This is a genomic window from Synechococcus elongatus PCC 6301 (assembly GCF_000010065.1).
GTDB classification, from domain to species: Bacteria; Cyanobacteriota; Cyanobacteriia; order Synechococcales; family Synechococcaceae; genus Synechococcus; species Synechococcus elongatus.
Window position 1 is genome coordinate 1193551 of record NC_006576.1, and the last position, 14017, is coordinate 1207567.

General features: G+C 55.9%; 15 protein-coding genes and 1 tRNA gene. 7 read left to right on the plus strand and 9 right to left on the minus strand.

The window, feature by feature from the left end; translation table 11 throughout:
- Nucleotides 1-30: 30 nt before the first annotated feature.
- The 4 genes from SYC_RS14090 to SYC_RS05740 are packed head-to-tail and all read right to left on the minus strand — an operon-like array spanning nt 31 to nt 2273.
- Nucleotides 31-120: a DUF2281 domain-containing protein gene (locus tag SYC_RS14090; RefSeq protein ID WP_231621353.1), complete on the minus strand. Its 90-nt coding sequence runs from the start codon at nt 118-120 to the stop codon at nt 31-33.
- Nucleotides 121-179: 59 nt separating this feature from the next.
- Nucleotides 180-485: a hypothetical protein gene (locus SYC_RS05730; RefSeq protein WP_011243392.1), complete on the minus strand. Its 306-nt coding sequence runs from the start codon at nt 483-485 to the stop codon at nt 180-182.
- A 14-nt stretch (nt 486-499) separates the two neighbouring features.
- Complete coding sequence (locus tag SYC_RS05735; protein ID WP_011243393.1) at nt 500-1255, minus strand: TIGR03943 family putative permease subunit; 756 nt, start codon at nt 1253-1255, stop codon at nt 500-502.
- Nucleotides 1256-1265: 10 nt separating this feature from the next.
- A complete protein-coding gene (locus SYC_RS05740; protein WP_011243394.1) occupies nt 1266-2273 on the minus strand; it encodes a permease in 1008 nt (335 codons plus the stop codon).
- Nucleotides 2274-2345: 72 nt separating this feature from the next.
- Between SYC_RS05740 and SYC_RS05745 the strand changes: the two genes are divergently transcribed.
- Nucleotides 2346-2419, plus strand: a tRNA-Arg gene (locus SYC_RS05745).
- A gap of 70 nt (nt 2420-2489) precedes the next feature.
- Here SYC_RS05745 and SYC_RS05750 read toward each other — a convergent pair.
- From SYC_RS05750 to dxs, 4 genes are all read right to left on the minus strand, one after another.
- Nucleotides 2490-3698 (minus strand): protelomerase family protein, encoded by a 1209-nt coding sequence (locus SYC_RS05750; RefSeq protein ID WP_011243395.1) that lies wholly within the window; start codon nt 3696-3698, stop codon nt 2490-2492.
- Nucleotides 3699-4084: 386 nt separating this feature from the next.
- Nucleotides 4085-4783, minus strand: coding sequence for a M15 family metallopeptidase (locus tag SYC_RS05755; protein ID WP_011243396.1), 699 nt, complete (start codon nt 4781-4783; stop codon nt 4085-4087).
- Nucleotides 4773-6026, minus strand: coding sequence for an NAD(P)/FAD-dependent oxidoreductase (locus SYC_RS05760; RefSeq protein ID WP_011243397.1), 1254 nt, complete (start codon nt 6024-6026; stop codon nt 4773-4775). Before SYC_RS05760 ends, SYC_RS05755 begins: the two co-directional genes overlap by 11 nt.
- A gap of 11 nt (nt 6027-6037) precedes the next feature.
- A complete protein-coding gene (gene dxs, locus SYC_RS05765; RefSeq protein WP_011243398.1) occupies nt 6038-7948 on the minus strand; it encodes a 1-deoxy-D-xylulose-5-phosphate synthase in 1911 nt (636 codons plus the stop codon).
- 161 nt (nt 7949-8109) lie between these two features.
- Here dxs and SYC_RS05770 point away from each other — a divergent pair, with 161 nt between their 5' ends.
- The 5 genes from SYC_RS05770 to SYC_RS05790 all read left to right on the plus strand — a co-directional run bounded on the left by SYC_RS05770 (nt 8110) and on the right by SYC_RS05790 (nt 12266).
- A complete protein-coding gene (locus SYC_RS05770; RefSeq protein ID WP_011377575.1) occupies nt 8110-8649 on the plus strand; it encodes a hypothetical protein in 540 nt (179 codons plus the stop codon).
- A 70-nt stretch (nt 8650-8719) separates the two neighbouring features.
- A complete protein-coding gene (gene cimA, locus SYC_RS05775) occupies nt 8720-10348 on the plus strand; it encodes a citramalate synthase (RefSeq protein WP_011243400.1) in 1629 nt (542 codons plus the stop codon).
- A gap of 30 nt (nt 10349-10378) precedes the next feature.
- Entirely contained in the window at nt 10379-11227 is an 849-nt protein-coding gene (gene ccmA / locus SYC_RS05780) for a heme ABC exporter ATP-binding protein CcmA (RefSeq protein WP_011243401.1), read from the plus strand.
- 16 nt (nt 11228-11243) lie between these two features.
- Entirely contained in the window at nt 11244-11795 is a 552-nt protein-coding gene (scpB, locus tag SYC_RS05785) for an SMC-Scp complex subunit ScpB (protein ID WP_011243402.1), read from the plus strand.
- Between the two features lie 93 nt (nt 11796-11888).
- On the plus strand, nt 11889-12266 hold the full coding sequence (locus SYC_RS05790) for a DUF760 domain-containing protein (protein WP_011243403.1): 378 nt from the start codon (nt 11889-11891) through the stop codon (nt 12264-12266).
- Nucleotides 12267-12374: 108 nt separating this feature from the next.
- On the opposite strand, the gene psbA is transcribed toward SYC_RS05790, so the two are convergent.
- Entirely contained in the window at nt 12375-13457 is a 1083-nt protein-coding gene (psbA, locus tag SYC_RS05795; protein WP_011243404.1) for a photosystem II q(b) protein, read from the minus strand.
- Between the two features lie 258 nt (nt 13458-13715).
- On the opposite strand from psbA, the gene SYC_RS05800 reads away from it, so the two are divergent.
- Nucleotides 13716-13934, plus strand: coding sequence for a hypothetical protein (locus SYC_RS05800; protein WP_011243405.1), 219 nt, complete (start codon nt 13716-13718; stop codon nt 13932-13934).
- The last annotated feature ends 83 nt before the right edge of the window (nt 13935-14017 follow it).

Here is a 14017-nt window from a genome sequence, read left to right on the forward strand (position 1 = left end):
AGCCTATTTACGAGTTGGGGTCTGTTTTTGCTAAAGAAACACTGCAAAGTGCAGGATTTCATTGATCTCCTCTTCAGGTATTGTCTGGATCAGCTGATAGAGCTTTTCAGTAGCAGTCATAGATTGCAGCGCATAAGAGATCTATATTCTGAGCAATCTCGACGGATCAAGCGATTGAGCTATCGGCGGCGATGCTTGGGGGGATCGTGGCGATCGTAGAAATCGGGTGGATGGCGGCGTACCCATTTCAGAAAACGCTGGATTTCGGGATGCGATCGCAGGCGATCGGGTGTGTTGTAGAACAGCGCTAGCTCCTGTTCAGTGAACAGGGAATGGATTTTACGGTGACAAATTTGATGGATGTACTGCCATTCCTTGCCACCATGACTTCGAGGCAAAAAGTGATGGCGATCGACAAACCGATCCTTCCAGAGGGGCCGATCGCAGAGCGGACAAGGACCTAAATCTTGAGGCGCTGCGGACATGGAGCGATCGCGGTTTAGCTGTCGTAGGGATTACTGGGTGGGCTGATCGGTTGGACTTGCCGGGCCGCAATCACGACTTGCTTTTTGCCCGCTACAGTCTCCGCTTGCATCACGCCCTGCACCGACAACCATTGATCGACGGGATAGGACTGGCGATCGCCTGCGGGAAGCCGCACAGGAAGTCCCAAGGGATAGGCATCGGCGGCACAACAAGTCAGGGTAAAGCGAGCAACCAAAAGATAGTTACTCGGCAGTTCAGGTGGATGCATGGCAAAGCCAGTCACGTTCACCCGCTGGCCGACATAGGCCGACGGCTCTGGATAGACATTGAGGGTGCGCACCCAGTCGGTAATTGTCCGTTCCTCCGGCCGCTGGCTGCTGCGAAACGCCTGCGGTCGACTGCGGCTATAGCCCGTTAAGTCTGCGAGGTCGCGATCGCGTGCCAGATCATTGGCAAACACCCGCGGCGGAATGATAAAGCCGGCGACCGCCACCAGCAACAGCAGACCAATACTCAGCCGACGGGGCAACAGGGCCGAATGGGACGCCTGCGGGAAAGGGCGCTGGGATTTCAGTTGCCAGCCCCGCGCGATCGCCATCCCCAAAAATGCGATCGCTGTAAACACTGTCAGAGCTTGGTAGGCCGGGTGAATTAAAAGATTGAGGTCGCCCCGCAGCCAATAGAGCAGCAGCAGTCCCCCCCAAGCCGCCAGGCTCAGGCAGTCTAGCCAAGGCAAGAGCGCAACAGAAGTCAGACGCCGAAGAACCATGAAAACCGTGTCAATTCAAGTAAAAGTTGACTGCGAGGCAGAGCAAAAAGGTCATCACCGTCGTAAGTCCAAAGAGATAGATCACTGCCCTCGGGCGAAACACCGTCAGCAGCATACCAATGCCCTTGAGGTCGACCATTGGACCCAGCACGAGAAAGGCTAAAAGCGCACCACTCGTAAAGACGCTTGCGAAAGCAAGGGCAAAAAAAGCATCTACCGTCGAGCAGATCGAAACCACCGTTCCCAGCACCAGCATGGCGATCACCGAAGTGACAGGGCCTTGCCCGAGGCTCAGGATTAACTCGCGGGGTGCAAAGGTCTGAATCAGGGCAGCAACGGCACTCCCCAAAATCAGAACGCCCCCTAGATCACGCAGTTCCTGCAGCGTGTTGTCCAAGGCGAGGCTTAGCTTTGGCCACAAGCCAGCCGGAACCGCTAGTTCACTGACGATCGCACTTTCCAACGCGATCGAGGCCGCAGGCTGACTGCCCTGCCCCAAAAAGAAGGTACCGCGCTGGAGCAAGGCCGGTTGGTCATTAGTGGGACGCGGACAAGTCAACTCCAATAAGTCTGCGGTGCGGCGCTGCAGAATGGGACGCAAATCCTTTTGGGCACTGAACACCCAACCCACCAACGTGGCAATAATCATCGTGAACAAAACCCGCAACACCACAATTTCGGGCTGATCGCGAAAGGCCACCCACGTTGACCAAATCACAATCGGGTTAATCACCGGTGCTGCGAGCAAAAAACCCATCGCGACCGCCGGCGGAGCTCCTTGAAGAATGAGGCGGCGAGTCACAGGGACATTGCCACACTCACAAGCCGGAAAGAGGAATCCGACAAGACTGCCCGCTAAAGCCCCCCCCAAAGGATTCTTAGGCAAAATCCGCAGCAGGGCTTTCTCGTTGGTAAAACAGAGCAGCAAACTTGAGAGAAAGACCCCCAGCAACAAAAACGGTAAAGCCTCTACCAACAAACTCAGGAACAGGGTAAAGGCGTTGTAGAAACGGGTCATCGCAAGCGGGGGGGCAGGCTGCCGCCATTCTATCGGCTCCCCTTGCTTTGCTACGATTTGGGGTGTTTGTTTGGGGCTGTAGCTCAGCTGGATAGAGCAAGCGCCTCCTAAGCGCTAGGCCGCGCGTTCAAATCGCGCCAGTCCCGTTCGATCGGTGCCTGCCGAGGGCGATCGCTAAGCGATCGCCCCAGTCCTTGATCAATGAGACGCCCCCTACTAGGTTAACGAGGGCAGAAACACCGAGAGATCCTCTGAATCCACTGCAGTCCAGCGATGACTCAAGCGATCGCCGTGGAGTGTATTTAAAGGATCCGTGGCGGCATTGTGAATCAGCACTTTCTTGATGAAGGATGCTTCATCCATCACTTTGTTTGTTGCTTGCCGCCAACGTTGGAAGGCGATCTGGGCATACCAAATCCGCCCATCGATCGGAGCCAGTGTCCCAATCGAAAAGCCTTGACGGATCACGGGTCGCAGGCATGGCAAATACTGTTGAATCGCAGCAGTCATGGAAGCGCCCGCCTGCTGCTTGAGGACGTCTAAGTGGACTTGGGGGCTATGCCAAGGCGCGAGGGCAATCAAATCCGTCAGAATTTTGACATGGGCTTGGGCAATCAGCTGCGGATCGGCAAGCGGTCTGATTTTGTAGGTTTTGATCTGGGGATCGTCCCCCTGACGCATCCCATGAATCAGCAAGCAGCCATCGTCACTGGCTTGGAATCGAGCATCCCGCAGCACTTCCAGAAAAGGACGTCGCCCCGTTAGAACCACGATCGCGATCGCGGCATCGTAGGTCAGCTGAATCCTCGGCACCATTGTCATCACTGGGTTCAAGGCCTGCGGATCAGGACTGCTAGCCTCTGTCAGAGGAGGAATGCGCAGTGAAGCCACCGTCTGGCGATGCGATTGCTGGCCTAGGTACTCCTTCAGGGTAGAAACCGCTTTGGCCACCAGAAACTGACAAACAGAGGGCGGCACTGGAATGCGGGGTTGAGGTTCTTCGAGAGGCCCTAGCTCCTGAGTCGGCAGAGAGCTCGCCCGAACAACGTCCCGCGCTGTCCCCAAAGACTGGACATAGGTGGTCAGCCAAGTGCAGGGTTCATCGGTAATGGGAATGCGATTGACATTCGAGTGCGGGGTCAGCTGTTCCCAATAGCTCGAACGATTGAGTTCAGGGCTGCTGGGGAACCAAATCCAGCCTCGGGCCGCTAGTTCCTGTCTGACTTGATTGCGGAGCGTGCTCTGGTAGCGAGTTAGTGTGATGTCATCAACACTGTTGTCAACCCAGCTTTTGACGATGCTTGCGCAGTATTGACAGGCTCGTTTCTTGGCGCCGGCATCGCTTTTATTCCAGTATTCTCCCCAGGCATCACAAATAGTATTGACAATAGTCTTAAACTGATTTTCAAGCTGCTGATCATTCATAGTTCAAGCAATTAAAGTAATCTGAATTCAGAGAATTTGAAATAGAGTATATTCGCTATTAGATGACTTGCAGGCACAGTCAGTACCTATGCAACAAAAATCAATCTCAGTGAGAAGCCGGTCTTATATTTAGCCAACGATCAAAATTTATGTGCTGTGAACAGCTGATTGATCTCTCATCAGCGCCTGCCGCTAGGGCCGTCATCGACTCCACTCAGAACCCTCTGTGCTGATCACCCCGGCTATCACTGCATTCGAGCTTTAGGCCAAGCCATTGGAAGGTCGCCCAAAGTCAACTGTGGCGCTACTTGAATTGGGCTCCATGACTTATCAGCGCCGACAGTCGACATCTCTAGTCAAATGGCTTCGGGGCAGGTGATGCTGCCTCAAGCCAAGTCTAGAAGGGCGTAGCGACCAAACATTGCGGCCGGCACTTGAACTCGCCAAGCCCAGAGCTGATCGCCAAAGGAAAAATGCCACCATTCGTTGGGATGGCGCACAAAGCCAGCAGCAGTCATCACCTGATTCAGTAAGTCGCGGTTTTGATGGGCGACAGGCGATCGCCCTAGGAAGTAGTCGGGATAAGAGCGATCGCTGGGCTCATCGATGGGAGAACCCATATCCAGCAGCTGACCGCTGGCATCGACGATTGTGAGATCAACGGCTGCGCCGGTGCTGTGGGGCGGCGGTTGCTTCGGATCCTCATTCGGTACCGCCCAAAAGGTGTAGACCTGCTCATTCACAACCCCTAAGGTGGATGGATCAACGTCTTCCTCGGTCAAGCCTTGATCCGCAAGCAGTTGCTGGCGTGTGTAGTCGACCATAAATTGCTGCACACTCAGCGGTCGATAGGCATCAAAAATTTGGAGCCGATAGCCAGGCTTGAGCAGGGTCAGCTGGGCTTGAGCCCGCAATAAGCGACCAAGAACCGAGGCACGCAGCCAAAAGGGCGATCGCTCGGCGTAGTTGGCTCCCAGGGCTGAGTAGGGATGAGGGTCGATCAAAGCAAAGCGATCGCCCGGAATCGGCAATAACGGCTCGCGGTTTTCTTCGATCGCAATCTTCAGCCAAGGTTTAGGCGACATGACTTGGCCTCCGCCAGCGTTGCCAGCGCAGCCGCAGCCGCGTCATCACCGACAGCCAAAAGAACCGCCCGAGCCGGCGGCCTAAGCGCTGGAAACGGTAGTCAAACAAAATCGCCATTAGGTCATCGGTGGACAGGGCGCAGCACCAGCGGACGATGCGATCGATTTTGGCATCGGAATCCTGCAGGTATTTCTTCATGCCCAGACGGAGACTGAGTGTCCAGAGGCGATCGAAACGGCGACGAATTTGTTGTTCATAACTGGAGAGATCAGGTACCGTTCCCTGAAGCCAAGCATCGAGGACTTGCGCAGCGCGATCAGCACTTTCCAAGCCATGGCGAATACCCTCACCGCCGAGGAAATTGATCGCCGAAACCGCATCCCCGATCCCCAGAATTGAGGCTTGCACATGGCGATCGCAGCGATCGCCGCTGTAGTCAATGGCGGCACCATGCACATCAACCAGCCGATAGTCTGGGCACTGCACCTGCTCCGTCAGCAGTAGATCAATGTAGTGCCGGAGTGGTTGGTCAGGCTTGAGAAAACGGTGATCGCCATGGAACCAGCAGGCCCCAACCTTAAGCCGGCCCGATTGCATCGGAAAAATCCAGCTATAGCCTTTGGGCAACCAATGATGGCCAAGGTAGAAGTGCAAGGCATCCGCGAAGCGCTGATAGACCGTCTCAGGCACTTCAATCAGGTACTCAATGCCGACACCCCGAAGGTAATCGGGCCGAGGCTCCGCCGCTGTGTAGATCACCTTGCGGGCTGAACCCGTAGCATCAACTACGGCTCGACTCGTGACCCAGCGATCGCTTGAGGTTAGGCGATCGCGGAACCGGATCTGCCAACGACCATCGGTCAGTTGCTGGCGATCGCGATATTGCCAACCCAGCCGCACTGAGCCACCGTGGGTGGTTGTTTCCTCAGCGAGGAACTGGCGCAACGCCGCAAAGTCGAGAACACACCCCAGCGAGCGAGCGCTCTTCCAGGTATGGTCCTCTCGTGTTGTCACTACCCGGAGCTGAGACCAACGACTACCGATAACGCGATCGGGTAGTTGAAAGCGATCGAGGGTTTCAAGAGGGGTGCCACCACTCGAAAAGTCATGATCAGTCCAGGTCTTGAGCTGATCGACCAGCAAGACTGTCCGTCCTGCTTGAGCAAGCCGACGAGCGCATTGCCCACCAGCCGGGCCGGCCCCAACAACGACGACATCAAAGGTCTCAGAAGCCGCAGTCACGATCGCGCTACTCAAGCCGAAGCAGCACCAATCCGTTGACGGCTTCCAAACTTTTCGAGGATGCGATCGGCCATCTGACGCGGCGTCAGGCCCAACTCCTGCTTAGATTCATCAGGGCTGGCATGTTCCACCAAGAGATCGGGAACACCGATCGGCAACACCGGAACCTGCAGATCATGGGCCTGCAAGGACTCCATAATCGCGGAGCCAAAGCCGCCGGGTAGGCAGCCTTCCTCAAAGGTGACGACTTTGCCGATCTGGCGCGCCAGCGGCACAATCAGTTCCTCATCTAAGGGCTTGGCGAAGCGGGCATTGATCACAGTAGCTGAGATGCCGTGCTCATTCAGCAGTTCTGCCGTCTGCAGGGCCGGATAGACCATCGAGCCGTAAGCCAACATCAGCAAATCATCGCCTTGGCGCAGTTGCTCTGCTTTCCCAATCGGGAGCGACTCCCAGCCTTCTTCCGGCAGGGGTACGCCAATACCATTCCCGCGCGGGAAACGCATGGCGATCGGGCCGTCGTATTCAATACCCGTCACTAGCATCCGCTGCAGTTCGGCCTCATCTTTCGGTGCCATCAGCACCATGTTGGGAATCAGCCGCAGGTAAGCAATGTCGTACATGCCTTGGTGTGTCGGGCCATCCGCGCCAACTATCCCCGCGCGATCGAGGCAGAAGAAGACGGGCAGCTTTTGGATACAAACGTCGTGGATGACTTGATCAAAGGCCCGCTGCAGGAAGGTGGAATAGATTGCCACCACCGGACGCATGCCATCGCAGGCCATACCGGCAGCTAGCACCACGGCGTGCTGTTCGGCAATGCCAACATCGATGTATTGCTTCGGCAGCGCCTTCTGGAGAATGTCCAAGCCGGTGCCTGTCGCCATCGCAGCCGTAATCCCGACAATGCGGCGATCGCTCTTGGCCAAGGTCGTCAGGGTTTGGCCAAACACTTTGGAATGGCTAGGCGGCTTCGGTTTTGAAGCTGGTTTAGCCTTCCCTGTCGCCAGATCAAAGGGATTTTGGGCATGATAGCCAACCTGATCTTCTTCAGCGTAGGGATAGCCCTTACCCTTGGTTGTGGCAACGTGGACGAGTACTGGTCCGGTGTGTTTGTGCGCTTCGCGGAAGGTGGCGATCAGTTCTTCAAGGTTGTGACCATCCACTGGCCCCATGTAGGTGAAGCCCAGCTCTTCAAAGACCGCCCCAATCTTGCTGTAGGAGAGGCGCTTCATGCCTTCCTTAACCGGCTCAAAGCCTTGGGTAATGGCGCCGCCGACGAAGGGAATTTGTTGCATCCCCTGGGTCAAACCATCGGTGAGCAACTGCATCGGCTCACTAACCCGAATCTTATTCAGATAGCGAGAGAGCGCACCCACGTTGGGCGAGATCGACATGTCATTGTCGTTGAGCACGACCAACAGCCGTGTTTTGGGCAAGTGACCAGCGTGGTTGATGGCTTCCAAGGCCATGCCACCGGTGAGCGATCCATCACCAATCACAGCGACACATCGGTAGTCTTCGCCCTGGGCATCCCGTGCTAGAGCCATACCGAGGGCAGCAGAAATACTGGTGGAAGCGTGACCGGCACCGAAATGATCGAAGCGGTTTTCCGTGCGCTTCAGGTAGCCCGCAATGCCATCCTTTTGCCGCAAGGTATGGAAGTTGTGATAGCGCCCTGTCAGCAGCTTGTGGGGATAGGCTTGGTGGCCAACGTCCCAAACCACTTTGTCGCGATCGAGATCGAGCGTTTGGTAAAGCGCTAGGGTCAATTCCACCACGCCCAAGCCCGGCCCGAGGTGCCCACCGGTCGCTGCAACCGTCTGCAGGTGCTTCTCACGAATCTGGTGGCCAATTTGCTCAAGCTGAGCAACCGACAACCCGTGGAGCTGGTTGGGATGGGTAATTTCGCTGAGATGCATCAGACGTCCTCCGGTGGCAGCCAAGACGCGCAACCTTCATTCACTGTAGAGGATGGCCTTCCCCAAACGGTCTCCATTGCTGCGATCGCAACAAGTGAATGCTAAAACTTGCGAAGAATCTGCTGCTGGCTGCAGTGAACGTTGTGAGGCCGTTATCCACCATGACCCGCTTGTCTATTCCCTTGGCTGCGATCGCTTTCTCTAGCTTGGCTGGGCTCAGTCTGTCGACCCCTGCCGCCCAAGCAGCGGACTTTGCCGATTGCGCAGCAACCCTGACCGGGTTAGGTCTGGCCGCACCCGTGGCTGCCAATGCTTGTGCCGGTGCCCAGTTTCCGGCTGATCTGTCGAGCTGCACCGATCGCTTGACCAGCAGTTTGAAATTGACGGCTGCCGATAGCTTGGCCGCCTGCCGGAGCGTTCGCAAACCCTTAGCAGTAGCAAGCTGTGCCGAGCGGCTGCAGGCTGCTGGTGACGCCACCCCCGCTTTGATTGCCGATGGTTGCCGGCTGAGCCTAGTGCCCGAGCGCTACGCTAACTGCGTGCTTGGCCTTGGCGATGGCCTCGACTTGACCCGCGACCAGCTGCTGCGGGCTTGCTCTAACAACGGTGATGTCCCCCGTCGCATCTATCCCAACTTCACAACCTTGGGTGAAACCCAGCGGGAAAGCATTCCGGCAGTCTCGCCTGCTCCTCGTCCCTAGCACTTAGGGTTCATCTCCCTCGCCGCTGCTCGTCTCCGCCTACACTCGGGAGAAGAGCAGCGAATTTTTTATGACCAGGCCAGCCTCTGCCGCGATCGCGGTCTACGACACGACCCTGCGCGATGGCGCCCAGCGAGAAGGCTTGTCGCTGTCGCTAGAGGACAAGCTGCGAATTGCCCACTGCCTCGATCGCCTCGGGGTGAAGTTCATTGAGGGCGGCTGGCCCGGCGCCAATCCTAAGGACGTGCAATTCTTCTGGGAATTACAGCAGCGGCCGCTTCAGCAAGCCGAAGTCGTAGCGTTCTGCTCCACCCGTCGTCCCGGTCAAATCGCTGGCGAGGATGAACTGCTTAAAGCCCTCCTTGCTGCGGGCACGACTTGGGTCACGATCTTCGGTAAGTCGTGGGATCTGCATGTTGTCGAAGGGCTGAAAACCAGTCTGGATGAGAATCTGGTGATGATCAGCGACAGCATCGCCTACCTCCGCACCTGCGATCGCCGCGTCATCTACGATGCTGAGCATTGGTTTGATGGCTACTTGGCGAATCCAGATTACGCCTTGCAGACCTTGGCGGCCGCAATTGAAGCGGGAGCCGAGTGGATCGTTCTTTGCGACACCAATGGCGGCTGTTTGCCCCATCAAATCAGCGAGATTGTGGCGGCGGTGCTGGATCGCTTCCCGAGCCTTGCGCCGGATCAAACCGGGCCTCAACTGGGCATCCACACCCACAATGATTCTGAGACTGCTGTAGCCAATGCGATCGCGGCAGTGCAGGCCGGTGCCCGCATGGTGCACGGCACAATCAATGGTTACGGCGAGCGCTGTGGCAATGCCAATCTCTGCTCTGTCATCCCTAACCTGCAGCTCAAGCTTGGCTATGACTGCGTTGAAACCGAACAACTGATGCAGTTGACGGCGACGAGTCGGTTGGTTAGCGAAATCGTCAATCTCGCGCCAGATGATCACGCTGCCTACGTTGGTCAGTCAGCCTTCGCCCACAAGGGCGGCATCCACGTCAGTGCCGTGGAGCGCAACCCGCTGACCTATGAGCACATTCGCCCCGAGCAAGTCGGCAACCTGCGCCGTATCGTCATTTCCGAGCAATCTGGCCTCAGTAATGTCCTTGCCAAAGCCCGCAGTTTTGGGCTGGACTTACAGCGAAACGATCCCGCTTGTCGCGATCTCTTGGCGCGCCTCAAGGAGCTCGAAAGTCAGGGCTACCAATTTGAAGCGGCAGAGGCCAGCTTTGATCTACTGATGCGGGAAGCCACCGGCGATCGCCCTCACTTTTTTGACCTCAAGGATTTCCATGTCCATTGCAGCAAGCAACGGCAGGAGCTAAATGCTTTAGCCACCGTTAAAGTTGCAGTTACCGGTCGCGATATTTTGGAGTCGGCGGAAGGCAACGGTCCAGTCTCAGCGCTCGATGCAGCCCTGCGCAAAGCGATCGGCAGCTTTTACCCTGCCGTTATGCAATTCCACCTCTCGGACTACAAGGTGCGGATTTTGGATGGGGCAGCCGGAACTTCCGCTAAAACGCGCGTCTTGGTGGAGTCGAGCAACGGATCGCAGCGCTGGTCCACTGTCGGCGTCTCGGGCAACATCATTGAGGCGTCCTATCAAGCCGTCGTGGAAGGGATTGAGTATGGCCTGCTCTTGCAGCAGCAAGCGCCCCTGCAAGCTGCCGAAAAGCCCTAGAATCCAGAGACTCGCTGTCCTTGCCTGCCCATGTCCGCTGTTGTTCTCGAGTCCGTTTCCAAACAGTTCGGCGATCGCAAGGTTGTCAATCAGCTCTCGTTTGCCCTCGCCCCAGGGGAATCGTTTGGGCTACTGGGACCGAACGGCGCAGGCAAATCGACCACCATTCGCATGATCACCACCCTGACCCGTCCCAGTCAGGGTCAGATCACGATCGCCGGCTACGATGTCCAGCGCGATCGCGATCGCGTGCGATCGCAACTCGGCGTTGTGCTGCAGCAAGTCAGCGTCAAGAATGACTTCACGGTCTGGGAAAACCTTGAATATCACGGGCGACTGCACCACATTCCCGATCGCGAGCGGCAGGAACGAATCAATCGCTGGCTGGACTATGTGGAATTGAGCGATCGCCGTAACGATCGCGTCCAAACCCTATCCGGCGGCATGAAGCGCCGTCTGCAGATCGCGCGGGCACTACTCCATGAACCGTCGATTCTGCTGCTGGATGAGCCGACTGTTGGCCTCGATCCACAAACTCGTCGCCGCATCTGGGAGATCATCCGCGATCTCAACCGACAGGGGATGACGGTGCTGCTAACCACGCACTACATGGAAGAAGTCGAGTCCCTCTGCGATCGCATCGGTATTTTGGATGGCGGCCAGTTGATTGCCCTCGGGACGCTGGCGGAGCTGCGGCGTCAGCACGGCGAAGGCTTAGTGGTGAAGCAAAAGGGCGATCGCTGGGACTATCACTTCTTCCCCACAGAAGCGGAGGCGGAGCACTTCCTCGAGAGCCAGGTCGACAAGACAGGCTTGATGGTTCGTCCCTCTAACCTCGAAGATATTTTTGTGGAACTGACAGGCCGCAGTCTCGATTGATGATAGAAGCGCACGGATGACGGTTTCTCTGGCCGCTCGCATCGAAGCCATCCTTTACCTCAAGGGTCAGCCCCTTAGCCTGACCGCGATCGCTGAACATGCCAAATGCGATCGCGATGCTGCCGCTGATGCCCTGTTGCAGTTGATGGATGACTACGCCCATCGCGACAGCGCCTTGGAATTACTGGAGGATGAACGGGGTTTCTGCCTGCAGCTGCGCCCCGCCTTACAGGAACTGGTGCATGAACTGCTGCCGGTCGATTTGACCACTGGAACCCTGCGAACCCTCGCCGCGATCGCTCTCAAAGGTCGCATCGCCCAGACTGATCTGGTTGATCTACGCGGTTCAGGAGCCTATCAGCAAGTGCAGGAGCTGGTCGAACAGGGATTTATCCAAAAACGCCGCCAGTCCAATGGCCGCTCCTACTGGCTGGAAGTCACAGACAAGTTTCATCAGTACTTTCAAACCGAGGGCATGAACTTAGAAGCCCTGATTCCCGCGCGATCGCAATCGACAGACAACGCGATGGCTGAATCCACTGCTCCAGCAGCACCAGAAGTCGACTAACGAACCTAGCAAGTTCTGGAAACCGAACTTGGATCCAAACCCACGTGGTAATGGTGATGCGATAGAGTTTGGGTACGTTTCTGAACCGCCGTAATGGTCTTTAGTTCTGACTTTTTCCACAGCGACACGGAAACCCTTAAGGGCAATGCGTTGTTGCAGTACCTCCAGCATCAGTCACCAGAAGTGATGGCGCGGGTAGCAAAGTCGGCGACTTCAGATATCCAAGAAATCATTCAACAAAATGTTCAAGGTCTGCTGGGAATGTTGCCCAGTGAAGGCTTCAATGTTCAAATCGCAACCAGTCGGGAAAATTTAGCTGGCTTACTCGCCTCAGCTATGATGACAGGCTATTTTCTCCGACAAATGGAGCAACGAATGGAGCTGGATGTCAGCTTGCTGGGTTCTGCCGTTTTCGGCATTCAAACCCCGACTGAAAACAGCAACGAAGAGGATCTGCTGGACGATCTCTAATCCCTAGCGATCGCAAGTCCAAAGGTTGTCTACAATCAATATCCAAGCATCAAAAAGCGCCCCATTCGAGGCGCTTTTTGATTATTCAGACTGCTGTAATTCCGGCAATTAACCGTGAATTGAAGGCGCAGTCAAAGCGACCGGGGTCGCTTCGCCTGCTGCCAAGTCGAGCGGGAAGTTGTGAGCATTACGCTCGTGCATCACTTCCATGCCCAAGTTGGCACGGTTCAACACATCTGCCCAAGTGTTGATCACTTTGCCTTGGCTATCCAAAACCGACTGGTTGAAGTTGAAACCATTCAGGTTGAACGCCATGGTGCTGATGCCCATGGAGGTAAACCAGATGCCCACGACCGGCCATGCACCCAGGAAGAAGTGCAGCGAACGGCTGTTGTTGAACGATGCGTATTGGAAGATCAAGCGACCGAAGTAACCGTGGGCTGCCACGATGTTGTAGGTCTCTTCCTCTTGACCAAATTTGTAGCCGTAGTTTTGGCTCTCGGTCTCGGTCGTCTCACGCACCAGCGAGCTGGTCACCAACGAACCGTGCATTGCCGAGAACAGCGAACCACCGAACACACCAGCCACACCCAGCATGTGGAAGGGGTGCATCAAAATGTTGTGCTCTGCTTGGAACACGAACATGAAGTTGAAGGTGCCGCTGATACCCAGGGGCATGCCGTCCGAGAACGAACCTTGGCCGATCGGGTAGATCAGAAACACTGCAAAAGCAGCCGAGAGTGGAGCACTGTATGCAACACAGATCCAAGGGCGCATACCGAGGCGGTACGACAGCTCCCATTGACGACCCATGTAGCAGCTGATACCCAGCAAGAAGTGGAAGACCACTAATTGGTAAGGACCACCGTTGTACAGCCACTCGTCGAGGCTAGCGGCTTCCCAAATCGGATAGAAATGCAGGCCGATGGCGTTGCTGGAAGGAACAACAGCGCCGGAAATGATGTTGTTGCCATACATGAGAGAGCCGGCAACGGGCTCACGGATGCCGTCGATGTCGACGGGAGGGGCTGCAATGAACGCAACGATGAAGCAGATGGTGGCGGTCAGCAGAGTGGGGATCATCAGCACGCCGAACCAACCCACGTAGATGCGGTTGTCGGTGCTGGTTACCCACTCACAAAACCGATCCCAAACGTTATCGCGGCGTTGCTCGCGAAGAATGCTGGTCATATCGATCTTGAGGTTGTAAAGGGCAAGAGTCTTAGTTAAAAACTCTTGCTTTTTAGGCTAGGAGATTAACTGTCAAAAAGGTGTAAAAAACCCTTAATTTTTAGCTAAGTAGACACTATTTTTATGTAACGAAAACTTTGTGAATTTATGTAATGTTTAGAGCGATCGCCCAAGGCTACAGTGCTCAACGGAGCCAAAACTACTGTCTACACTGGATTAGAAGACGCTAAATCCAGCTGAGCGTAGGAGCAACCCCCTATGGCAACCGACAAAGTGATTTGGGTAAATGAACAATTCGACCCGGCGGGCATTCTTTACTCGTGCATTGCGACTTGCGACGAGCAGCAGGCTCGCGACTGCCATGAGTCCTTTGAGCGCAATCTGACACCAGAACAGCGGGCCAACGGCTGGCGTGCCCAATTGCGGACAGTGGCTTCTTGGGATGAAGTCCCTGCGTCTTCTCTGAAGCTCAGTTAAGTCCTGCCGCGATCGCACTAAACAGCGGCAAACCTGCGCACCACTCACTGAGAAGGGAAGGTGGCCTTGTCCATCCTCCCCCT

Bases quoted from the DNA above. Each gene is read 5' to 3' on its own strand.
- SYC_RS14090 (WP_231621353.1), bottom strand. From the start codon at position 120: ATGACTGCTACTGAAAAGCTCTATCAGCTGATCCAGACAATACCTGAA.
- SYC_RS05730 (WP_011243392.1), bottom strand. From the start codon at position 485: ATGTCCGCAGCGCCTCAAGATTTAGGTCCTTGTCCGCTCTGCGATCGG.
- SYC_RS05735 (WP_011243393.1), bottom strand. From the start codon at position 1,255: ATGGTTCTTCGGCGTCTGACTTCTGTTGCGCTCTTGCCTTGGCTAGAC.
- SYC_RS05740 (WP_011243394.1), bottom strand. From the start codon at position 2,273: ATGACCCGTTTCTACAACGCCTTTACCCTGTTCCTGAGTTTGTTGGTA.
- SYC_RS05750 (WP_011243395.1), bottom strand. From the start codon at position 3,698: ATGAATGATCAGCAGCTTGAAAATCAGTTTAAGACTATTGTCAATACT.
- SYC_RS05755 (WP_011243396.1), bottom strand. From the start codon at position 4,783: ATGTCGCCTAAACCTTGGCTGAAGATTGCGATCGAAGAAAACCGCGAG.
- dxs (WP_011243398.1), bottom strand. From the start codon at position 7,948: ATGCATCTCAGCGAAATTACCCATCCCAACCAGCTCCACGGGTTGTCG.
- SYC_RS05770 (WP_011377575.1), top strand. From the start codon at position 8,110: ATGACCCGCTTGTCTATTCCCTTGGCTGCGATCGCTTTCTCTAGCTTG.
- cimA (WP_011243400.1), top strand. From the start codon at position 8,720: ATGACCAGGCCAGCCTCTGCCGCGATCGCGGTCTACGACACGACCCTG.
- ccmA (WP_011243401.1), top strand. From the start codon at position 10,379: ATGTCCGCTGTTGTTCTCGAGTCCGTTTCCAAACAGTTCGGCGATCGC.
- scpB (WP_011243402.1), top strand. From the start codon at position 11,244: ATGACGGTTTCTCTGGCCGCTCGCATCGAAGCCATCCTTTACCTCAAG.
- SYC_RS05790 (WP_011243403.1), top strand. From the start codon at position 11,889: ATGGTCTTTAGTTCTGACTTTTTCCACAGCGACACGGAAACCCTTAAG.
- psbA (WP_011243404.1), bottom strand. From the start codon at position 13,457: ATGACCAGCATTCTTCGCGAGCAACGCCGCGATAACGTTTGGGATCGG.
- SYC_RS05800 (WP_011243405.1), top strand. From the start codon at position 13,716: ATGGCAACCGACAAAGTGATTTGGGTAAATGAACAATTCGACCCGGCG.